The sequence below is a fragment of the Sphingomonas sp. ABOLG genome, assembly GCF_003950435.1.
GTDB classification, from domain to species: domain Bacteria; phylum Pseudomonadota; class Alphaproteobacteria; order Sphingomonadales; family Sphingomonadaceae; genus Sphingomonas; species Sphingomonas panaciterrae.
This window is the reverse complement of the sequence record NZ_QQWW01000007.1, coordinates 195,537-217,165: the sequence shown is the minus strand read 5'-3', so window position 1 is coordinate 217,165 and position 21,629 is coordinate 195,537. Positions and strand designations below refer to the sequence as shown.

Here is a 21,629-nt window from a genome sequence, read left to right as displayed (position 1 = left end):
AAGCTGCGACCCCGGGGCCATTACGGCGTCTGTCAGGTCCCGCGCCGATGCGGAACTTTAGCGGCTATGCGGGACACGTTCATGAAGCTCGCGCGGCCCGACGCTTTTAGATTTACCCGCCGCCACCCGCCAAGACCGCTGCCCCACCGCCTTCTTCTCTGCCATCGCGCTCGCCGCCACGTTCATCAGCTGCTTTGATCAGCGAGTACGCCGATGGAAGCGACTGCCGCACCGTTCCGCTAGAAGCCACAGGCCAAGCTGAAAACCGTATCGCTTCACCTTCGTCTTTCAGGGAGCCCTTTAGGGCCAAGAGCGCGCGCAGGAGCGCGTCATGCCTCCTTTACGCCTCGGTGCGGCTGGTTGGCGCCGGCCTGTGTGAGGGTGCGGTCGAGTAGCTGTTCGTAGATTGGCCTGCCTCCCAGCCCTCGCGCCACTAGGCTGGCGGACAAGCAGGTGGCAACGAGCGGCAGCGTGACTGCGTAGGCGCCGGTCAACTCTAGTGTCAGCACCACCCCGACCATCGGCGAGCGGACTGAAGCGGTGAACAGCCCGCCCATTGCAGCGATGGCAAATGCGCTGGAAACTGGAGTGCCTGATGGAACGATCATGTGAACCGCCCCGGCAAAAGCCAGTCCGATGCAGGCCGCCAGAGATAGGATTGGCGCGAAGATACCACCGGGCGCGCCGACCGAATAGCTAGCAATTGTGGTGCAGAAGCGGATTGCGGACAACACCAGCAGCGCGAATGTGCCGGGGTTCGCGCGGACCCACCCAGGGATTAATGCCTCTCCACCGGTCACTGCGTCCGGCATCAGCGCCAGCAGCACACCGACCGTCAGTCCGACCGCAGCGGGGTAGAGATATGGTGCTGTCCTCGCCAACGCGCCCGCCAGGGCAAGGGCACGGAGAATGCCGGCGTTGAGCAGAACGCCGATCCCGCCCAGCAAGCATCCGAGCAGGACGAATAGCGGAAGGGTGCTGAGCGGCATCTCGGCCGCCGGCATGGAGAGATCTGCACCTGTGCCGCCGATCAGCTGGGTCATGACTGTCGCCAACAACGCCGCCAGGATGACCGCCATGTAGGTGTCAAATCGATAGGGAAACTGGCGCCTCGTCTCCTCGATCACGAACAGAACCCCGGCAACGGGTGCATTGAAGGCACAGGCAAGGCCAGCTGCCGCTCCAGATGCGAGCAGGCCACTTTGCCCGGTCGCATCCAGTCTGAATCGCCCTGCAAGCATGGACGCGATCGATGCGCCGATATGGATCGTTGGCCCTTCGCGCCCCAGCACTAGGCCCCCACCGATCGCGGCGATTCCGCCGAAGAACTTGACCGGCAGCACCCTTGCCCCATGCACTTGCCGGAGCCCAGCCATCGCCCCTTCCACTTCCTGAACGCCGCTGCCACCGGCTTCCGGCGCGAGATGGCGGACCAACGCCACTGCTGTGACCGTCGCGATCATCGTGAGGAGCGCAGCTGTCGTCACCAGCAGAAAGCCACCCAGCTGCGACCGAAGCAGCATTGGCCATTGCTGAAGCGAATTGAGCGAGAGGTGGAACAACGATCCGATGGTGCCGGTCACCACCCCCACTATCGTCGCGAGGGCAAGATAGTGGAACAAAGCTCCACGAGCGTCGGCTGCCGATTTTGCCGGAATAGGGTCGTTCATGTGCCCACCCCATGAGTTCACATCGTTGCGGCAGCAGGCACCAACGTTGCTTAACTCCACTGGTTCATCGGGCGGGCCGATGCACGGTGAAGTGAATGCCCGCGCGCTGCCCGTTTCAAATGTCGTTGATCACAGCCAGAAGGTGAACGTGGCAGCGCGCGCGAAGGCAGAGAAGAAGACGGAGGCGGTAAGGGATCGCGTTAACGGAGCGATCCGCGCCGAACCTAAGCCGTTCTCGCCCCCTACTAGGCTCAGCTGCTCACAGCGCGCCTTGAGCGCAATGGATGAGTGGCGGCTTTCACAATGATTGTGGAGGGAAGCGGACGCCGTCCGAAGGGTCGTTCCGACTGAACTTCCTGCGTCGCCAATAGCCGACCCCACATCACTGCCGGCGTATCGCGCGGTCGCCGCCTATCTGAGATCGCTGCCTCATAGGTGACACGTGGGACGCCGTATCGGTAAGGGTCAGGACGCGCAGATGTTCTTCCGCATGCCGCGAGGGCGATTCCGCCTGCTTTCTCTAAGTTCTTTCAGCAAGAACACAGCACGCCGGCTCGATTTGTAATAGATGAACTGCGGCTTTCGGGATTAAGCGTCGGCCGGCCGAACGACTGAAATTGGGCGCCTAGCTGCCATGTATCCTGCGTTGCGTCGAACGGCAGCTAACGCCCAATTGCGAGTTTGAAGCAAACTCGTACAGCCCTGGATGTGGCTCTTTTCAGCCTTAAGCCTTTGAGCGCGTCAGCTCTCATGGCGACGATAGCCGAAGGTTAGTTAGCACAATCCGCTATGCAGGGTCTACGAGCGCTCTTACCGCTCCACGGTGGCGCCGAAGGTGCTGTTCTAGGTCCGGTGGGTTAGGGGGCAGCTACCATTCCCTGCTTACCCATCTAGAACGCGTCTTCCATCTGAGTAGCGGCAAGTTTGGTTGGCAGGATAGACCCCGCCAACCGAGCCTCAAGCCGCTATAGATCCATAGCAGTGCGCGAAATCAGTCGTCATGACCAAATGCGATTGCGAAAAGACTAAACTCCTTGTCATGAGGCCGCTGGCGCAGGGAGATGCCATCGGGGAGTACAAATCGCTCTACCTGTGGTCGAGACGCGATTTCCTCAGCGTCACAGCTCATCGAAGTTACCCGGCCGTCATCGTCTACGATCTGCAAGCGCTCCCCATCGCGAGGCCAGCCCAAAAAGCTTAAAGTGATATTGCTGATCGTCTCAACACCCTCGTGCGAAAGAGTTGTCATGAGCGGCACAATTACCTTCTCGAGGTCCTCAGGACGAATTGTTCCGGTAATATCGAAGTGCAAGCTCGGTCCTCCAACATTGTTATGGAGCGGACCGGCTCAAGCCGGTTGTGGTTTAGCTGAGGTCTTCTCTGTCCGGGGGGTGCACGATGGCGTCGTGAGAGGAGAGCCACGATGACCAAGAAGATCAGCAACCCCGAGATCCTGGCGGTGCGGGCGGCGGCGGAGGCGGACCCGGCGCGGGGCCGTGTCTGGGTCGGCCTCGATGTGGGTATGAAGTCGACCGCGGTGTGCGTGCTCGATGGCGACGGGAAGGTCGTCCACCAGTGCGCCATGAAGACGCACCCGACCGAGATCGGACGCTATCTGGCGAAGAACTTCACCTCCAACGTGGCGGCGGTCGGCATGGAGACGGGCGCCATGTCGGTGCACCTGTCGGGCGGCCTGCGCCGGCTCGGCTATCAGGTGGCGGTAATGGATGCGCTTCAGGTGCACCGCGTGCTGTCCTTGAAGCGCAACAAGACCGACACCAACGACGCGCGCGGCATCGCCGAGATCACCCGCACCGGGCGCGACTATCTGACCGAGGTCTACGTCAAGACTGCGGCTTGCTACGAGGTGCGCGCCCAGCTCATCATGCGTCATCGCCTGGTGCAGCAGCGCGTCGCCAACGAGAACATGATCCGCGGGCTGCTGCGCGTCTATGGAGGCCAGGTCGAGGCCGGTGCCAAGTCGGCCGCCACCTACCGCACCCGCGTCGTCGAGCAGCTGCTGCAGATCCAGGACCGCGACGGCATCAACATGCGCCCGCGCATCGTGCCGGTGCTCGACCTGTGCGAGCGGCTCCAAGCCGATGCCGACCGGATCGAGGCCGAGCTGGAGGCGCTGGCCGCCGCCAACCCGATCTGCCGGCGCTTCATGGCGGTGCCCGGCATCGGCGCCATCACCGCCCTGTCGTTCTTCACCGCGATCGAGGAGCCGAGCCGCTTCCGCCGCGCCGACGACGTCGCCGCCTATCTCGGGCTGACCCCGCGCGTCTACCAGTCGGGCGAGAGCTTGGTGCATGGGCGGATCAGCAAGATGGGCAACCGGCTGACGCGCACCCACCTCGTCACCGCCGCCACCGTGATGCTGTCGGCGACCAAGACGTTCTCATCCTTGAAGGACTGGGGTCTGCGGCTTGCCAAGAAGATCGGCTTCAACAAGGCGCGGATCGCGGTCGCGCGCAAGCTGGCCATCATCCTGTTCGGCATGTGGCGCGACGGCACCCACTTCCAGTTCAAGACAGAGACGGTCGAGCCGCATCGCCAGATGATGCAGGCCGCGCACGTCTGACCCCACCTATTCACCCCATCCGTCCGATGGACGGTACGATCCTCCCGGGAGGCGGAGGGACCGGCGACTTCGCTTTCAACTTTGGGGCAGCGATGACCCCGAGCTACGGTTGTTGAAGCGCCACCCTTCGATACGAATCCACCCCCTTGCGGCATGCGACCGTGACAAGGCTGCCTCACCACAGCCGTCGCATGACCCCGGAGAGACTGTTGCACCCCGGGTTGATCGACACCGACCACAAGGACGTTGCCAGAACAGGCGAACCATGATGAAGTAGTTGTCGCCAGCGTTGCCCCCAGACGAGGGGACCTCAGCTAGAGAGTGTTGGAAACCTACGAAGGCGCAGGCGCATGCGCCTTTACCGGCCAGCCGGTTGGACATGCGCGCATGCCACCCGGCCACTGAATGACCGAGACATGCCTTCGAGGGGTTTCCACGCCCCATCGCCGCTCTGTAATCGGCGATGCGCTTTCGTCGCAGATCGATGGGACATCTGCAAGGCTAAGTCGTTAGCGCGGCAGACTTCAGCGGGGTCGGTTCTCAGGGACGCCGGCAGCCGCCTGCGGCGGTTGCGCTCAGTCGACTTCGAAGATTAACTTCGAAGTCGACTGAGCGCTCGAAGGAGCGGTTCGAAACGGCGCCGACCTGCCAGTAAGTTGCAATTCAGACGAGACTAGACAACCTATCTCACTGAAAACGTTAAAGTTACAGCCTTATTTACAAGACGCTACCCGTCATTCCCGTTCTAGGCCGCGTGGCGCAGGCGAACTGCGCCCACGCCCTATTCGACTTCTCTGATCCCGGAACCGCAGTCTGTCACTACGACCCCGTTTTTTGTGCCCGTTCTACCTACCGCGACCAGCCCAGAGAATGAGGATCTCCCGCGAGGTCCATGGTGCGCGCCACCACCGTCGCCGCGCCCCGTCTAGTTCAGCGCATTGCCGATGCCGATGATCGAGAAGGCGGCGTTGGACACGGTGTTCAGGAACTTCTGGAAATCCACCAGCGGCGCGTTGGAGACATACAAGACGTCGCGGTTACGGATCTGGAAATCCTGCGCCGCGAACAGGGCGGTGCCGTTGCTCATGTCGAGGCGATAGATCACCGGGATGCGACCATCCGCCGTCCGGCGTGCGGTCGCCGCAACCTCGGGGGCCAGTGCAGCGGGATCCTCCAGGCGGAAGATGAACACGCCGTGCACGCTGGCGCGATCGTCGCGCAGCCCGCCGATCCGTCCCAGCGCCTGCGCCAACGACAGGCCGCCACCCTCGAACGGCACTTCCGCATTCTGCGCCACCGCGCCCAGGGCAATGAAGCTGAACGGCTGGAACAGCGCGGTCACGACGTCGCCCGGCGCCAGCGTCACATTCTGCGCCGGCTCGGCGATGATCGTTTCCAGCGGCATGATCGCGGTCCGCCCACCCCGCGCGAGCTGCACCGTCATCTTGCCCACCGGCTGGCGCGTGCCGCCCGCCGCCGCGAGGGCATCGAGCAGCCGTTCCCCGCGCCCGGTCAGCGGCATCCGTCGGCTCGCCGCGACCTCGCCCAGAATCGTCACCGCGCGGCTGTCGTTCTGCACCACGCGCACCACCGCCTGCGGCGCGTGCGCCCGCCCGGCGAGCCCCGCGATGATCAGCCGCTCCACCTGCTGCGGCGTACGCCCGCGCACCGCCAGCTGGCCGACGAACGGGACCGAGATGGTGCCCTCCTCGCTGACCATCTGCTGCGGGATCGCCGCGCTCTGCGCCACCATCGGGTTGGCGGCGAGCCGCGGATCGACGCTGGTCGCGCCAAAGAGCACCGCCGGCGGCGCCTCCCATACGGCGACGTCCAGAATATCGCCGCTGCCGATCACCGTCGCGGTCGGCGGGGTCGATCCGAATACCTGCGCGAACCGCTGCGACTGTGTCGCCGCCCTCACGCGCTGGATCACATTGCTGTCGAGATCCATCACCTGGATATCGGCCGCGGCATAGCCTTCCTTATAGGCCCGCTTCACCGCGCCGGTGGACGGCCCCGACCCGCCGAACGCCGTGCACCCGGACAGCATCGCCAGCGTGATCGTGCCCGCGATCCATCGCCGCAGCCGGCGCGCGCCAGTGGGGTGCGCGGGCGTCAAATAGCGTGGCGTGTGCCGGGTCATCACAGGAACCTCTGATACAAGGCGGCAAGATGGTCGCGATAGATGGCGGGGCTGAAGCGGGCCGCCTGCTCCAGGCCGCGCCGCGACAGCTCGGCGCGCAGGTCGTCATCCGCATCCAGCGTGCGGATCGCCTGGCTGATCGCCGCCGTGTCATAGGGATCGATCATCAGCGCGGCATCGCCCGCCACTTCGGGCAGCGACGAGGTGTCGGAGCACAGCACCGGCGTCCCCAGCGACATCGCCTCCAGCACTGGCAGGCCGAACCCCTCGTACAGCGAGGGGAACAGGGCCGCCTTGGCGCCGCGGATCAGGCTCACCAGCAGGCTGAAGGGTGCATATTGCAGCTGGATCACCCGCTTGCGATGCAGGATCGAGCGGTCGGCGATCTGGAACCATTCCAGGCTCGCATTGTCGAGCAGGCGAAGCTCCTGCTCCGATTTCCACGCCTGCGCGCCCACCATCACCAGCGGCGTATCGACCTTGCTCGCCAGATAGGCCTCAAGCATCCGGCCGATGTTCTTCTTCGGCTCGATCGAGCCCCAGAACAGGAAATATTCCTTGAACCCGGTGCCGGTCGCCCCCTCCACCTCGCGCGCCACCTGCTCGTCGGATTTGTCCCGATACTTGGCCGGGATGTCGACCGACTGATAGGTGTTGGTGATCCGCTCCGGCGCGATCCCCGCCACCTCGATCAGGTCGCGGCGCGAACATTCCGACACGGTGACGAAGTGATCCGCCGTGCGATCAAGCTTCTTGAGGAGACTGAAATAGCGCCGTTTGTGGTCAAGCGTCGCATAGGGCAGCCGCAGCGGCACCAGGTCGTGCAGCGTGTAGATGTTGGTCGTCTTCTTGACGCGCAGCGGAATGGGATAGGTCCAGTGCACCAGGTCCGGCCGCACCGGCAGCCGCACGTTGGACACCTCCCCCCACAGCTTGAACGCGCTCTGCGAGCGCTTGAACACGTCGGTCGCATTGTAGAGCGTGTCATAATGCGGCATCCGCGCGCTATATTGCCGCGCGATGACCTTGCCGGTGATCGGCACCTCCGCCGCGACATGGCCAAGCGGGCCGAGCAGCGCGCGGTGGAACTGCTCGATGATCTCCAGCGACCGGTTGCGCTCCCCCACATTGCTGTCGAAGAACGCGATCTCGCGCATCAGTGGCTGGCGCGATGGCGCGGCGCGATTGCCGTAGAGCACCGACGTGCGATAGCCCAGATGCCCGATCTCATAGCTGAGGTTGCGCGCGTAAGTGGCGACACCGGTGCCCTTTTCCAGCCCCAGATTATAGCCGTCGATCAGGATGTTCTTCATTGGGCAACTACCATGATGGATGGGGCGGGCCGCTCATTGTTCGGGCCACTCATTGTTCGGGCGCTCATTGTTCGGCCATTCATTGTTCGGTTTGCGGCGCGACGAGGTGCTGCAACGCCGCCTGCGTCAGCGGCCAATCGGCAAAGCCGCCAAGGGTGATGAGCAGCGGCAGCGGCGCCTGTCCCGCGACGATGCCGTCGATCAATTGCTGACGAGTGTCATCGGACGCCTCGGACAGCGCGATGACGCACACGGTCCGCGCCCAGTCGGCGGCGTCGCTACCCGCCGCCGACCCCTCGGTGCCGCCACCGTGCGCCAGGTCGCGCGGGATCGTCCCATGCTCGCGGGCATGGCGCAGCCACGGCTCGTGCACGTCGCGCACGCGCTCATGGCTCAGCATGTCGAACAGCAGGTCGTCGAAGGTGGCGTGGCGACGCAGCAGCGCGACCACTTCGGTCTCCGGCGCCTCCTCATCCCACAACAAGCGCGCCAGCACCGCGATATCGGGTCCGCCCGGCACCTGGTTCTTCACCGGCCCCTTTACATAAGGGTGGACCGGCCATGCGGCGGGTTCGATCCCCTGCCGCGACAGCACGAAGGCGAGATGCTCGATCACGTCATGGACCGGCTCGCCGAACGCGCAGGCGGTGCGATAAGAGGCTTCCGCACGCTGGAAGTCACCATCCTCCTTGGCGACATGCGCATGCTGCACCCAATAGGACCGCTGATAGGGATGCAGCGCCAGCGCGGCGGCATAGCGCTCCTCCGCCTCGCCCCAGCGGCGTTCGTCGCGCAGCCAGTCGCCCTCGCGCACCAGCATCGTGAACCGCTCATCCTGCAACGCGCGATGCTGCGCCACTTCGATCAGCGCGCCGCGATCGGCGGTGGTCGAATGGTCGATCACGGGCGCGGCGATCAGGCCGATCCGCTCGCGGAACTCGCCGTAGGCCGTTTCGAAATCGTCATAGAGCGCCAGCTTGCCCTGATGCAGCAGCGCGAAACGATTGCAGTGATCGCGGACATAGCCCGCATCGTGAGAGATCAGCACCATCGCCCGGTCGCCGCGCTTGCCGAACAGCTCGTAATTGCAGCGATCATGGAAGCGCGCGTCGCCCACCGCGCCGATCTCCTCGATCAGGAAGCAGTCGAACTCGATGATCATGGAAATGGCGAACGCCAGCCGCGCGCGCATGCCTGAGGAATAGGTGCGCACCGGCTCGCGCAGATAGGGCCCAAGCTCGGAGAAATCCTCGACGAACGCCAGGTTGCGCGCGAAATCCTGGTCGTACACGCGGCTGATGAAGCGCACATTGTCGACCCCGGTCAGGTTCTGCTGGAACGCCCCGCCAAAGGCGAGCGGCCAGGATACCGACATGGTGCGCTCGATCCGCCCCGCCGTCTGCCGCTCGGCGCCGCTGATCAGCCGCACCATGGTCGACTTGCCGGCGCCGTTGCGTCCCAGGATGCCCAGCCGCTCGCCCATGCGTAGCTCCAGGTCGATGCCGTCGAGCACGACATTGTCGCCGAACCGCGTGCGATACACCTTCCGGACGCCGCTCAGCCGGATCATTCGGGCACCACCCGCGCCGCGACCCAGCGGGTCGCGACCAGCGCGACAAAGGTCAGCACCAGGCAGAATGGCAGGACGTAGCCCAGGTCATAATGGGCGTTCACCCGCGACCCGAAATAGCCTTCGCGCACGATCTCGGTGCCGTGGACCATCGGGATCAGCAGCACATATTTCTGCGCCACCTCCGGCAGCGCATCGACCAGGAACGCGGCGCCCGACAGCGGGAAGATCAGGTAGGACGCCGGGTGCCACAATTTGTCGACCAGCTCGCTCTCATGCGACAGCGCGCCCAGCGTGATCGCCAGCGCCGCGCCGAACCAGGCGATGATGAGCCAGCCGGCCGCCACTTCCAGCACATTCTCGGGCGGCTTCAGCCAGCCGAGCGCGATGAAGAACACGCTCAGCGTCGCGAACGAAATGGTCGCGCCGCCGAATTCCAGCAGGATCCGCGCGACATAGATGTCCAGCACGCGGATGTTGCGATGGTACATCAGCGACAGGTTGCTCCACAGCGCGCCGATGCACCGCCCCGGCATGTTGCGCCACAACAGCACGCTGGAATAGCCGGTCAGCGCGAAGGCGACGATCGGCAGGTCGCTGCCATGGACCGACTTGCTGGCCGTCCACAGCGCGGTCACGCCGGCGGTGAACATCATCGGCTCGACGAACAGCCACAGAAAACCGATGTTGTGCCGGCCGTAGCGGGTCAGCATCTCGCGCACCAGCAAGGCGCCCAGGATGCGGACCTGGACGCGCATGCTTTCGCGCAACGGGGGCGTGGCGGCCCGGTCCATCAGTCGCGATGCTCGCGCACGCCGACCAGCAACACCGACAGGATGCCCCAGGTGAGCAGGCCAAGCAGCAGGGTCGCGACAATCCCCCGCAGCCGCTTGGGCTCGACCGCATAATCCGGCAGGCTGGGCTCGGCGATCCGCTCGACATAGGCGCGCTTGCGCCGCGCCTCGGCGCGCGCATCCTGCAGCCCGATCAGCGCCGCGGCGAGCTGCTTGCCCGCCAGTTCCGAATCCAGCAGCAGCACCTGATAGCGCGCGGCCGTCGACGACAGCGAGCCGGAACCGCCGGCGATGCTGGCGGTCTGGGCCGCGATCTCGCGCTGCAACGAGGCCACCTGCGTGCGCAGGTACGGGATCTGCGTCGCCTGCGGGGTGTAGGTCTCCATCTGCTTCAGCTGGGTCTGCGCGGCGATCAGCTCGTCCTGCAGCTTGGACACCATCTGCAGCCGCGCGGCGGCCTGCTTCTCGGGATCGATGATGCGGGACCGGTTGCGATAATCGGCCAGCGCGATCGCCGCGTTGCGCGCACGCTGCTGCGCCTCGTCGACCTCGCGGTTGGCCAGCGCCAGCGCATCGCCGCGCGCCCGGTCCGACAGGCGGTTCACCAACGCTTCGGATCGCTCGAGCAGCCGTTCGTTGATCGCCTGCGCATCGGGCGCGGCAAAGGCGCGGACAGTCAGGTGGACGACCTGCGTGGTCGGCTCATCCTCCACCGTCACCTTGTCGAGGTAATAGCGATACAGCCGCTCGCGGTTCGGCTCCCGCAGCCCGCCGAAGCGGTCCAGCACGAAGATCCTGGCATCGCTCCACGCGCGGCTCAGCAGGTTGGCGCGGTTGGCGTCCGCGACGGCGCTGCGCGACTCGAGATACTCGATGACCGCATTGCTCTCCTCGCTCGCCCCGGTCAGCCCGCCGCTGCTCAGCACCTGCCCGAGCGACGTGACCGCCGCCTTGCTCGGGCTGCGCACGACGAAGCGCGATTCGGAAACATAGACGTCGCTGGCGAACAGCCCGAAGTAGAGGAACGCCCCAAGCGTCGGGATAACGACCGCGATCAGGAAAATCGGACCAAGGCGTCTCAGCCGTACCAGCAGGTTATTGGTCAATCTCGAACCCCCCGGTCGTTGTTGGCTAGGATCCGGATCGGCAGCCATGCATGGGTCGTTCGCCCCTCCTGGGCTGACCGATCATCGGGCAAGCAGCCACCTCCTTCCGCTCAAGCCACATCCTCGCACTCCCCGATCGGCGCGGCCGGGTGCGCGGCCTCCGCGTCATCCCCGCGCTCCAGCGTCGGCAGCCATTCATCGACGCGGTCGAAATGATCGCCCCATGTCGTCGGGCGGAACCGCCGAACCTGCATGATCTGGCGCCGATACCGCGGGCAATCGTCACCAAAACGGGCGATCACGGCCGCCCATGCCTCCACGTCATGCGGGTCGAGCAAACAGGGGATCCCCTTCCCCACCTCGTGGAAACACGGCAGGTCGCTGGCGATCACCGGCAGCCGCAGCCCCAGCGCCTCCGCCATCGGCAGTCCGTATCCTTCCGCCAGCGTCGGCATCAGCATGGCGCAGGCCCCCGCCATCAACCCTGCCAGTTCCTCGTCGGTGCAATGGTCGATCCGGACGACATGCTCGGCCAGGTCCGGATCGCGCGCCAGCATGTCGCGCACCTGTTCGGCGCCCCGCCCCCATTGCCCGACGATGACGAGCCGCGGCGCCGCCCGCCCCAGCCGCTGGCGGAGCCGCCGCCACACTTCGAGCAGCAGGACATGGTTCTTGCGCCCCTCGATCGTCCCCACGCACAGGAAATACCGCTCGGCATCCCCGTGCAGGCCGCGGCGCGTCTCGAACGTCGCCCCCGCCAGCGGTGCGACAAGCAGCGGTGGCGCCTTCAGCCGGCACTCACGCGCAAAGCGCAGCAAGTCCTCCGCCACCGCCTGGCTGCTCACGACGATACCAGCGCCATGCCGCAACGCATTGGCCACGCGGCCCAGATGCCGCCGGACCGCATGGGGGCGGCAAAGCTGCTTGTGGGTGATCGGGATCAGGTCATGGATCAGATACACCGGCCGCAATCCGTGCCGCCCGATCCAGCGCGTGTGCGACGGCAGGTCGAAATCGGTGTGGCCGACGTTGACATAGGTCGCGCCGGGCGGCGGCGCGCTCCCCGCCGCCAAGGCCCGCGGCGCAAACGCCGCGATGCGCGCCTGGAAGCCGCGGCGCCGATCGCGCAGCAGATCGAACAGGGCGTCCGTGTGCCGCCGATCCAGCACACGGATGAAGCCGCGGTGCTGGATCACGGCCGATGCCCGCCCGGCATAATGGTGGAGGTAGGCGTAGCAGACCCGGTCGATGCCGGTGGGCAACCGGCCGGTCCAGCAGCACGCAATCAACCGCGTCACATCCAGCAGCAGGGCCCGCCCCGCATCCGGCGGCGGCCGCGCTGCCGCCAGGGCGTGGCGCATGGCCGCGACAAGATGATCACCGGACGCCGCATCGCGCCGTTCCCAAGTCGCCGGACAATCGTCGTACACAGAAAGAAGTTGGTCAGGCTTCACGACCGTCCCCTCCCTGTGCTGAATGCCACGCGAGTGTATTGGTCGATATCGCAGCTTATACTTACTTCGGCCCAACCCCGATATACGCTTTTCGCTCGCAAACTGCCGTGGGCAACGTCGCGCCCTTCATCGCGCACCGTCGCCTCACGGCGGATTCGGTCCACCTGCCAAGTGTGAAACTCCCTTAGTTCTTCGGGGTTCGCGGGGGGATACATCCGCCGCATGACATGTCGCTTTCGCCCGCGCGTGCACGATCTGATGGTCAGCAGGCGGCGTCGGATCGTGCAGCGTCCTGGGCACAGCACCGGGCGGGCACTCCCCGGGCGCGCGCCACACGATCCACCCGGCAGCGACTCCTGATGTTCCGGCGCGACCTCGCCCTCGCTGGACACGGCGGGTGAACGCAGCTTGACGACGATCTGTATCGATTGCCGCTACATTGGCAGGCGCTACAGCGGCATCGCTGAGGTGCTGCGGGGGTTGATCGATCTGATGCCGCTCCGCGCGCCCGACCTCGACTTCCTGCTGCTGCGCAACCCGGCGCATCCCGGCCCGCTCAGCGCGGCCGCCAACGTCACCGAAGTCGTGGTGCCCCAGGCGGCGAACGGCCCCGCGAGCATGTGGTGGCTGCCGCGTCTCATCGACATGGCAGCGATTGACCTGTTCCACGCGCCGTCCAACATCATGCCGGCGCGGCTGACCGTCCCGTGCGTCACGACGGTGCACGACATCATGTGGCTGACCCATCCGGACTGGTGCCGCACCGGCCTGCGCGGCACGATCGACCGCCTGTTCTACGGCCACGGCATCCGGCGCGCGCTGCGATCCGCCGATGCGATCGTCGCGGTCAGCGAGGCGACCGCACGCGATATCGTCACGCATGATCCCTCCGCCGCGCCGCGGGTGCATATCGCCCGCTCCGGCGTCGCGTCACGCTTTCGCCCGGTCGCCCCGGACTGGGCCGCATTGGCGGCGCTCGGATTGCATCCGGATCGGCGCTTTGTTCTCACCACCGGCCAATATGCGCCGTACAAGAACCATGAAGGTGCGATTGCCGGTTTCGCGACCGCATTTCGCGACCGTACCGACATCGATCTCGTCATCGTGCAGCGCGCCGGCCCCGGCGTGCGGCGGCTGCACCGCCTGGCGGCAGAGCTGGGGATCGCGGACCGTGTGCACCTGCTCTCGGCGGTGTCGGAGGATGTCCTGCTGTCGCTCTATTCGGCCGCCAGTGCCTTTCTCCACCCATCGCTGTATGAAGGCTTCGGCAATCCCGTGGCGGAGGCGATGGCATGCGGCTGTCCGGTCATCACCAGCAATGTATCGGCCATGCCCGAGGTGGCGGGCGGCGCCGCTCGCCTGGTCGATCCGCGTGATCCGGCCGACATCGCGCACGCCCTGGTTGCGGTGGTCGATGACAGCCGGACGGCGGCCGACCTGCGCCGCGCCGGGCTGGCCCGCGCCGCCGAGCTGAGCTGGGAAAGCGCGGCGACGACCATGATCGGCATTTACCGTCAGACCGTGTCGCGATGATGGAAGATCGAGTACCCGTGAACCAAGCAGACAGCCTGTCCGTGATCGACATCGTCTTCCGCAGCGCGGCCGCTGCCGAATACCGCGTGGCCGGCATTCCCGCTGCGGCGCGCGCGGCGCGCGGCGTGGCGGAGGCTTTTGCCGGCGAGGATATCCGCTGCATCATCACCGCCGAAGGATCGTGGACGCCCGGCGCCGCCTGCCGCGCCGAATGCCGGCGTCTTGCCCTGGGCCTGCACCTCGTGCTCGGCGGATCGCCCGCCCCCGGCGCGCTCCGCGTCGATGGCGAGGCGCTGGTCGCCGCCCTGGCAGATCTCGCCCCCGGCGGGGATGTTGCCGCCGCCGTCCAGTCGGCCCTCGCCCCGGTCACCTGGGGCGCTGAGGATCCCGCGCTCGCGCTGCGCCACGCCAGCCGGACGATCATCGCCGGCACCGGCAAGACGACGGACGGCATCGTCTCGCGCTACCTCAATCGTCCCATCTCGCAGCGGATTACCCGCACCCTGCTGCGATGCCCGGGCATCACCCCGTTTCACGCAACCCTGGGCACCGCAACGCTGGGGCTGGCAATGATCCTTTCGCTGCTGCTCGGCGGGCATCCGGGGCTGATCCTGGGCGCGATCCTCTTCCAGGCGGCCTCGATCTTCGACGGCGTCGATGGGGAAATGGCGCGCGCGACGTGGCGCACGTCGGATCGCGGCGCCATGCTCGACAGCCTCGTCGACGCGCTGACCAACCTCGCCTTCGTGACCGGCGTGACGGTCAATCTGGCGCTGAGCGGCGATGTGTCCGCCAGCCTCGCCGGCGCGGCCGGGCTGGTCATGCTGGCCAGCGGCCTGTTCCTGATTGGGCGGCGGGCCAAGGCATCGGGCCAGCCGGTCAATTTCGACGTCATCAAGGGGCATGTCGGCAAGCGGCGGTCCGCCGTCATGCAGTGGCTGATCTGGCTCACCATGCGCGATTTCTTTGCCGCCGTGGCCGCGCTGCTGATCATCCTTGGCCTGACGCGTCTCGCCTTGTTCGCCTTTGCCATCGTCGCCGCGGGCTGGCTGGTGGTGACCGTCACCGTCCTGGTGCGCACCAGCCGCCGCCATGCAGCGGCGGCAAAGCATCCCGACGGCGCATTGCGCGGGGGCTATTCGCTTTGACGGCGACCGGGCCGTCAGCCCCCGATCTCGCCGCCACGCTGAGCGATCCCGAATGGCGCAGCCTGCATGATTTCCTGACCGGCCTTGCCGATGAAACCGCACGGCTGGTGGTCCCCGCACCGCTTCACCACGCCTTTCCTGGCGCCATCTGCCCGCAGGACATGGCCGATCCGATCGCGCAGGGGTTTGCGGCGATCGCGATCCACAAGGGCGACTACACCTCGATCCCCGCGGATAGCCTCTACCCGCTGCTGATCCTGTACCGCCCCGTCTTCGCCAATGCGGTGTTCATCGTCCTCGCGCCGTCCGATCGCGCCGGGCCCGCGGCAGACCGGGCGCACACCGGCGCGTTGACCGCGATGATGGCCTGGGCCCGCACCCATGCCTCACCGGCGCTGGTCGCCGCCACCACCACGCCGCACGCCGAACTGTCCGCCGATGAGGCGCTGACGGCGATGGCGCGGCTGATTGCGCGCGATCTGGTGCAGCAGGTCAGCGACGACAGCGGCCTCGTCGCCGTCGCCGAAACCGCGCTGCCTTTTGCCGGCACGCGCTGGTTCTGGGGCGACGACGCGGGCAAGGTGGCCGAGTTGTTCTGCCTCCCCACGCTGGCCGCGGAGCAGCCCGACCTTGCCTCGCGCCTCATCGATCTGGTGATGGCATTGTCCCCGGCAGGCCTCATCCACCGCCGCATCGGCCCCGCCGACCTGCGCGTGGAATCGGACGATCCGCACGATCTCAAGGTGGCGACGCCCTTTACGATCACCTTTGGCGACCTCTCGCGCGGCCGCATCCAGCAGGCGATCCGCTTCAACGACGGGCGCACCCGCCCGATCGTCTGCTTCGTCCCCGCCACGCTGACCGCCAGCTGGCGCGGCCGGCCGGTCACCTGCGACCTCGCCGCCGCCATCTTCGCGCAGGAGGTGAAGCACGACGGCGACCGCGTGATGCTGCGCCATGTCAGCACCATTCGCGATCCCGGCGACGTCACTCGCGAACTTGCCACCGTGACCTGTACCTACTCGCTCGCGGCAGACCGCAGCACCATTGGGTTCGAACTCGCCGTCCGGCCGGCGCGCTTCGTGACCCTGAAGGACATCGCCGTCACCCCGGGGCTGGGCGATCTCGACCAGCTCGGGCATTTCGACACGCTCACCACGCTCGGCAGCACGTCCCGGGCGCACATCGCTCCCGCGCTTGGTTCCCTGCCGCTGTCGGCCGCCGCCATGCCCTATCTGTGCCTGTGGGAAAGCCGCAGCCTGCCCGGCCATGCCGTGGGCGTGCACATGGCGCCCGCCGACGCCGCGACGGAGCTCTCAGCCGTCACCAACGACGAGCAACTGACCGGCCTCCGCCTTCACTATCGCGGCCGCGCCGCCACGCGCCGCACGCCCTTCGTGGTACGCGACACGCGGCTCGTGACGACCGGCGGCTATTATGACCGGGCGGCCGAGTATCGCGATCTGATCCACGACGCCGGCGACGGCGGCTGGTGTCGCGATCCCAGCATGTCCTACGATACGGGGGTGGAGCTGAACGCGGTCGCCACCTGGCTCTTCTTCGGCAGCACCGGCGCCTACGGCGCGGTGCCGCCCGATCGCATGACGACGCTGCGCGCCTGGTACGACCGGCACCTGTCGCTCTACCGCGATCACCTGCGCCCCGACGATCCGAACGTTCACGAACGGATTTTCGTGCGCGGCCTCGCCTTCGTCATCCTCTCGCTCGACACGATCGCCCGCGTCCATCCCGACGCCGGCTATGACCGCCTTGCCGACCGGCTGACGAACCTGCTCCTTGACACACAGACCCCGGTCGCCGGTGATCCGGACGCCGCCGTATTCGGCGGCGGCCTTCCCGACGCGCCCTGGCGGCCGGAGCTCGACAGCCAATGCGCCGCCTTGCTCGCGCTCGGCCGCCGCGCCTGCACCGAGCCGCCGAGCACCGCCCTCGCCGCCGCCATCGCGGCCGGCGTGACCGCGCTGCGCATCGCCACCCCGACCAGCTCCAGCTACGGCAACGACCCGCTCGATCATCCCACGATCGTCATCAGCCGGAGCATGGACGACGACGATCTCGTCGACACCGGCTTCTGGACCTACAAGCTCGGTCTGGCGCTGCGGGCGTTCCACCTGATCGACCATGCCGCCACCACCGGCCGCCTCGCTCTTCCCGACGCCATCCGCGCCCATCTGCAACAGCTCGCCGCCACCGCCACCCAGGCGTTGCTGCGTGCCGCCGACTATCGCGACGGCCTGATCGAGGTGCGCACCTCGTTCAACGCCGGGGAGACCAATTCGGAAACCCAGCCCTGGGCGGCGCTCGGCCTCGTCCCGCATCTCGACCGCGCCCTGCTCGATATCCCCGCGGGTGAGGCGCTTCCCCTGAGCATCGCGATCACCCCAAAGGCGTAACGCGCACGATCAGCGAGCCGGCGCGGTGGCGATACTCGAACGGCCGCGCGCAATATGCTAGCGCTCGGCCGAAGGTTTCAGGCGGGGCAAACTGGATGCATCTTTCCTTTCACGGCACGGCCATTGCTGGTCCAGTGACCAGGGCGCCGCGTTGACCACCCACCTTTCCCACCAGGCCATGGCGGCGCCGCTTCATGATCGGGATCAACCTCGCCCTTCGTCGGTTGATCCCCACCCGAACTTCCCGGAAGGAATGGTTACGCTCTCCTCCCTGCCCGAACTCGACGAGCTTGAACGCGCCCGCGTGATGGAGCTCTATGACCTCGCCGGCGCGCGCGACGAAGGCCTGCTGGACGATCTCACCGCCTTCGCGGCCGAGCTGTGCCAGGCGCCCATCGCGCTGGTCAGCCTGGTTGAGCAGCAGGACCAGTTCTTCCTGTCGCGCGTCGGCCTCGACGTCGACGGCACGCCGCGCTCGCAATCCTTCTGCGCCCACGCGATGCACGGCCATGCCGTGATGGAGGTCGTCGACGCGACGCAGGACGGGCGCTTCCGCGACAATCCGCTCGTCACCGGCGATCCGTTCATCCGCTTCTACGCCGGCGCCCCGCTCGTCTCGCGAGAGGGGACGCCGCTCGGCGCGGTGTGCGTGATCGACACGTCGCCGCGCGCGCCGCTCAACGACTTCCAGCGCCGCGGCCTCGAAATCCTTGCCACTGCCACCATCTCCCGGCTGGAGGCCCGCCGCGTTGCGCGCGAACAGCGAGAGCAGCGCGCCGCGCTCGCCGACAGCGAGGAACGCTTCCGCACGCTCGCCGACACCATGCCGCAGATGGTCTGGTCGACGCTGCCCGACGGCTATCACGATTATTACAACGCACGCTGGTATGAATTCACCGGCGCGCCGGCCGGCACCACCGATGGCGAGGGCTGGAACGACATGTTCCACCCCGACGATCAGGCCCGCGCGTGGCAGGTGTGGCAGCACAGCCTTGCCACTGGCGACGCCTATCAGATCGAATATCGCCTGCGCCATTTCGACGGCACCTATCGCTGGGTGCTCGGCCGGGCGCTGCCGATCCGCGATTCAAAGGGGCGGATCACCCGCTGGTTCGGCACCTGCACCGACATTCACGAGCAGAAACTTGCGCTCGAAGAGCGTGAGGTGATCAGCCAGGAACTGTCGCACCGCATCAAGAACATCTTCGCCGTGATCGGCGGGCTGATCCAGGTCGCCGCGCGCGCCCATCCCGAACTGGTGCCGCTCGCCGCGGACCTGCGCGCGCGCATCGCGGCGCTCGGCAAGGCGCATGATTTCGTCCGTCCGCACAGCCCGCATTCGCGCCCCTCGGCGCATCAGGACAGCCTGCGCGGCCTGCTGGAGCAATTGTTCGCCCCCTATCAGGCGCATCCCGGCGAGCGGCTGGTCATCAGCGGCGCCGATATCGCAGTCGACGATCGCGCGGCCACGCCGCTGGCGTTGCTGTTCCACGAGCTTGCCACCAACGCGAGCAAATATGGCGCGCTCTCGGTCGCCGGCGGCCGCGTGTGGATCGCGATCAGCCGCGATGAAGCGACGGCGCGGATCGTCTGGCGCGAAGAGGGCGGCCCCGGCATCGACGCAAGCGCGATCGCCGCGGGCTTCGGCACCCAGCTGATTGAATTGAGCGCGGTGCGCCAGCTCGGCGGCGCGGTCACGCGCGATTGGCGGCCGACGGGCCTAGAACTGGTGATGGAGGCGCCGGTCGCCTCGTTCAGCCGGTCCGGCTGATCCGGATCACTTCGTCGTCGGCCGGTTCGCCGATCCCGCTCGCCAGCGCTGCCGCGGCCAGGATCGCGCGGTCGCTGAACGGCTTGCGTACATAGCCCAATGCCTCTGACGGGATGCCGATCTGCGCCGGATTGGCGGTGACGAACACCACCTTCACGCCATAATCGCGCGCGATCCGCTCGGCGATCTGCGGCCCGGTCGGCCCGTCGCGCAGGTTGATGTCGACGAAGGCGATCTCGCATTCCGGCGCGGCGGCCAGTGCCTGGTCGCTGTCGGCGGCGATCCCGGCCACCTTGTAGCCGGCATCAGTCAATATCCGCTCGAGGTCGAGCGCCACGAAAATCTCGTCTTCAATGATGAGTGCAGTCTTGGGCATGATTGGATTGCGCAACACAGATTAAGGGTGTTTCGTTCCCCGCAGCAGGAATATCGCATGTTCTGCCAGGATATTTGCTGCGGCAGATGTTGTTTTCTTGTCACCCGACAGAAACCAGGCGCCCTCTACAGCGATGCCCTGTTCTTTCAGATGCGCTCGAAAATCATCTACGGTCAGATGATGAATGTTCGGTGTATCGTACCAGCGTTCGGGCAGCAGCCGGGTCACCGGCATCCGCCCGCCCCACAGTAGCGACAGCCGCACGCGCCAGTGCGCGAAATTGGGAAAGCTGACAAAGGCGTGGCGGCCGATGCGCAACAGGTGGCGCAGCACCACGTCGGGCGCGCGGCACGTCTGCAGCGTCTGGCTCAGAATGGCGTAATCGAAACTCGCATCGGGGTAACCGGCGAGGTCGACGTCGGCATCCCCCTGGATCACGCTCAGCCCGCGCCCCACCGCCGCCGCGACATTGCCGGGGTCAAGCTCCAGCCCGCGCGCGTCCGCCTGCTTGCCATCGCGCAGCGCCGCCATCAGCGCCCCGTCGCCGCATCCGACGTCCAGCACGCGGCTGCCCGGCGCGACATGGTCGGCGATGATCGCCAGGTCGGCGCGCAGATTGCCTGCGCCCGGCGTCATGCGCCCGTCCCCATGAACCCGGCGACGACGCGGTTCATCTCGGGCGAATCGAGCAGGAAGGCGTCATGGCCATAGGGGCTCGACAGCTCGACGAAGCTGACCGGCGCCCCGGCCGCGTTCAGCGCATGGACGATGCTGCGCGACTCGCGCGTCGGATACAGCCAGTCGGTATCGAAACTGATCAGTGCGAAGCGGGCGCGCGTCTGGCGGAATGCATTGGCCAGCAGCCCGCCATGCTCCTCCGCCAGGTCGAAATAATCCATCGCGCGGGTGATATAGAGGTACGAATTGGCGTCGAACCGATCGACAAAGGCAATGCCCTGGTACCGCAGGTAGCTCTCGACCTGGAAATCGGCGTCGAAGCCGAACGTCTTGGCCTCCCTCGCCTGCAGCTTGCGACCGAATTTCTCGGTCAGCCCGGCCTCCGACAGATAGGTGATGTGCGCTGCCATCCGCGCCACCGCCAGCCCCGCGGCGGGCGCCGAATGGCCGTAATAATCGCCCCCGCGCCAATTGGGATCGGCCATCACCGCCTGCCGGCCGACCTCGTGGAACGCGATGTTCTGCGCCGAATGCCGCGCGGCCGAGGCGATGATCACCGCCGCCTCGACCCGATCGGGGAAGGTCGCGGGCCAGCTCAGCGCCTGCATCCCGCCCATCGACCCGCCGATCACCGCCTTCAGCCGCCCGATGCCCAGATGGTCGAGCAGCATCGCCTGCGCGCGCACCATGTCGCGGATCGTGATGACCGGGAAACTCATCGCGAACGGCGTGCCCGTCGCCGGGTTGATCGTCGCCGGCCCGGACGAACCCATGCAGCTGCCCAGCACGTTGGCGCACACGACGAAGAAACGGTCGGTGTCGACAGGGCGACCCGGCCCCACCATCTGAGTCCACCAGCCGGGCTTGCCGGTGCGCGGATTGGCGCCGGCAACATGCTGGTCCATCGTGAGCGCGTGGCAGATCAGCACCGCATTGCCGCCATCTGGCGCCAGCTTGCCATAGGTCTCATAGGCGATCTCGACCGGCGTGAGCTGGCCCCCACCGTCAAGCGGCAGCGGGCCGGGCAGGATCACGTGGCGCTGGAGACCGAAACGCTGGTCGTCGGCGGACATGC

Annotated in this window: 16 protein-coding genes; 5 read left to right on the top strand and 11 right to left on the bottom strand. The window is 66.7% G+C overall.

The window, feature by feature from the left end; translation table 11 throughout:
• Window positions 1-329: 329 nt before the first annotated feature.
• Together clcA and CA236_RS10720 are read right to left on the bottom strand one after the other, a co-directional pair.
• Window positions 330-1,670, bottom strand: a complete 1,341-nt coding sequence (clcA, locus tag CA236_RS10725) for a H(+)/Cl(-) exchange transporter ClcA (protein WP_125945572.1) — start codon at window positions 1,668-1,670, stop codon at window positions 330-332.
• A gap of 991 nt (window positions 1,671-2,661) precedes the next feature.
• Complete coding sequence (locus CA236_RS10720) at window positions 2,662-2,982, bottom strand: hypothetical protein (RefSeq protein WP_125945571.1); 321 nt, start codon at window positions 2,980-2,982, stop codon at window positions 2,662-2,664.
• 111 nt (window positions 2,983-3,093) lie between these two features.
• On the opposite strand from CA236_RS10720, the gene CA236_RS10715 reads away from it, so the two are divergent.
• Entirely contained in the window at window positions 3,094-4,254 is a 1,161-nt protein-coding gene (locus CA236_RS10715) for an IS110 family transposase (RefSeq protein ID WP_125945570.1), read from the top strand.
• Window positions 4,255-5,179: 925 nt separating this feature from the next.
• Here the strand turns inward: CA236_RS10715 and CA236_RS10710 are convergent.
• The 6 genes from CA236_RS10710 to CA236_RS10685 all read right to left on the bottom strand — a co-directional run bounded on the left by CA236_RS10710 (window position 5,180) and on the right by CA236_RS10685 (window position 12,634).
• Window positions 5,180-6,397, bottom strand: a complete 1,218-nt coding sequence (locus tag CA236_RS10710) for a polysaccharide biosynthesis/export family protein (protein ID WP_125945569.1) — start codon at window positions 6,395-6,397, stop codon at window positions 5,180-5,182.
• Window positions 6,397-7,710, bottom strand: a complete 1,314-nt coding sequence (locus CA236_RS10705) for a glycosyltransferase family 1 protein (protein ID WP_197075456.1) — start codon at window positions 7,708-7,710, stop codon at window positions 6,397-6,399. Before CA236_RS10705 ends, CA236_RS10710 begins: the two co-directional genes overlap by 1 nt.
• Before the next feature lie 79 nt (window positions 7,711-7,789).
• Window positions 7,790-9,280 (bottom strand): ATP-binding cassette domain-containing protein, encoded by a 1,491-nt coding sequence (locus tag CA236_RS19340; protein WP_125945568.1) that lies wholly within the window; start codon window positions 9,278-9,280, stop codon window positions 7,790-7,792.
• The gene (locus CA236_RS10695; protein WP_125945567.1) at window positions 9,277-10,074 is read right to left on the bottom strand and encodes an ABC transporter permease; all 798 of its coding nucleotides are present in this window, start codon (window positions 10,072-10,074) and stop codon (window positions 9,277-9,279) included. The genes CA236_RS19340 and CA236_RS10695 overlap by 4 nt, the downstream gene beginning before the upstream one ends.
• The gene (locus tag CA236_RS10690) at window positions 10,074-11,180 is read right to left on the bottom strand and encodes a hypothetical protein (protein ID WP_241212606.1); all 1,107 of its coding nucleotides are present in this window, start codon (window positions 11,178-11,180) and stop codon (window positions 10,074-10,076) included. Before CA236_RS10690 ends, CA236_RS10695 begins: the two co-directional genes overlap by 1 nt.
• 110 nt (window positions 11,181-11,290) lie before the next feature.
• Complete coding sequence (locus CA236_RS10685) at window positions 11,291-12,634, bottom strand: glycosyltransferase family 1 protein (protein WP_125945566.1); 1,344 nt, start codon at window positions 12,632-12,634, stop codon at window positions 11,291-11,293.
• A gap of 408 nt (window positions 12,635-13,042) precedes the next feature.
• Between CA236_RS10685 and CA236_RS10680 the strand changes: the two genes are divergently transcribed.
• The 4 genes from CA236_RS10680 (at window position 13,043) to CA236_RS10665 (ending at window position 19,500) form a co-directional block, all read left to right on the top strand.
• Window positions 13,043-14,167, top strand: a complete 1,125-nt coding sequence (locus CA236_RS10680; RefSeq protein WP_125945565.1) for a glycosyltransferase family 1 protein — start codon at window positions 13,043-13,045, stop codon at window positions 14,165-14,167.
• Between the two features lie 17 nt (window positions 14,168-14,184).
• On the top strand, window positions 14,185-15,315 hold the full coding sequence (locus tag CA236_RS10675; protein WP_125945564.1) for a CDP-alcohol phosphatidyltransferase family protein: 1,131 nt from the start codon (window positions 14,185-14,187) through the stop codon (window positions 15,313-15,315).
• On the top strand, window positions 15,312-17,729 hold the full coding sequence (locus CA236_RS10670) for a hypothetical protein (protein WP_125945563.1): 2,418 nt from the start codon (window positions 15,312-15,314) through the stop codon (window positions 17,727-17,729). Before CA236_RS10675 ends, CA236_RS10670 begins: the two co-directional genes overlap by 4 nt.
• Before the next feature lie 253 nt (window positions 17,730-17,982).
• A complete protein-coding gene (locus tag CA236_RS10665; protein ID WP_125945562.1) occupies window positions 17,983-19,500 on the top strand; it encodes a PAS domain-containing protein in 1,518 nt (505 codons plus the stop codon).
• Here the strand turns inward: CA236_RS10665 and CA236_RS10660 are convergent.
• Genes CA236_RS10660 through CA236_RS10650 form a run of 3 tightly spaced genes read right to left on the bottom strand, consistent with a single transcriptional unit; the run spans window position 19,484 to window position 21,627 of the window.
• Window positions 19,484-19,876 (bottom strand): response regulator, encoded by a 393-nt coding sequence (locus CA236_RS10660; RefSeq protein ID WP_164518910.1) that lies wholly within the window; start codon window positions 19,874-19,876, stop codon window positions 19,484-19,486. The genes CA236_RS10665 and CA236_RS10660 overlap by 17 nt on opposite strands.
• 21 nt (window positions 19,877-19,897) lie before the next feature.
• Window positions 19,898-20,512: a methionine biosynthesis protein MetW gene (metW, locus tag CA236_RS10655; RefSeq protein WP_125945561.1), complete on the bottom strand. Its 615-nt coding sequence runs from the start codon at window positions 20,510-20,512 to the stop codon at window positions 19,898-19,900.
• A complete protein-coding gene (locus CA236_RS10650; protein ID WP_125945560.1) occupies window positions 20,509-21,627 on the bottom strand; it encodes a homoserine O-acetyltransferase in 1,119 nt (372 codons plus the stop codon). Before CA236_RS10650 ends, metW begins: the two co-directional genes overlap by 4 nt.
• Window positions 21,628-21,629: the final 2 nt, after the last annotated feature.

Coding starts and splice junctions, on each gene's coding strand:
- clcA (WP_125945572.1), bottom strand. CDS start 1,670: ATGAACGACCCTATTCCGGCAAAATCGGCAGCCGACGCTCGTGGAGCT.
- CA236_RS10715 (WP_125945570.1), top strand. CDS start 3,094: ATGACCAAGAAGATCAGCAACCCCGAGATCCTGGCGGTGCGGGCGGCG.
- CA236_RS10710 (WP_125945569.1), bottom strand. CDS start 6,397: ATGACCCGGCACACGCCACGCTATTTGACGCCCGCGCACCCCACTGGC.
- CA236_RS10705 (WP_197075456.1), bottom strand. CDS start 7,710: ATGAAGAACATCCTGATCGACGGCTATAATCTGGGGCTGGAAAAGGGC.
- CA236_RS19340 (WP_125945568.1), bottom strand. CDS start 9,280: ATGATCCGGCTGAGCGGCGTCCGGAAGGTGTATCGCACGCGGTTCGGC.
- CA236_RS10695 (WP_125945567.1), bottom strand. CDS start 10,074: ATGGACCGGGCCGCCACGCCCCCGTTGCGCGAAAGCATGCGCGTCCAG.
- CA236_RS10665 (WP_125945562.1), top strand. CDS start 17,983: ATGGTTACGCTCTCCTCCCTGCCCGAACTCGACGAGCTTGAACGCGCC.
- CA236_RS10660 (WP_164518910.1), bottom strand. CDS start 19,876: ATGCCCAAGACTGCACTCATCATTGAAGACGAGATTTTCGTGGCGCTC.
- metW (WP_125945561.1), bottom strand. CDS start 20,512: ATGACGCCGGGCGCAGGCAATCTGCGCGCCGACCTGGCGATCATCGCC.
- CA236_RS10650 (WP_125945560.1), bottom strand. CDS start 21,627: ATGTCCGCCGACGACCAGCGTTTCGGTCTCCAGCGCCACGTGATCCTG.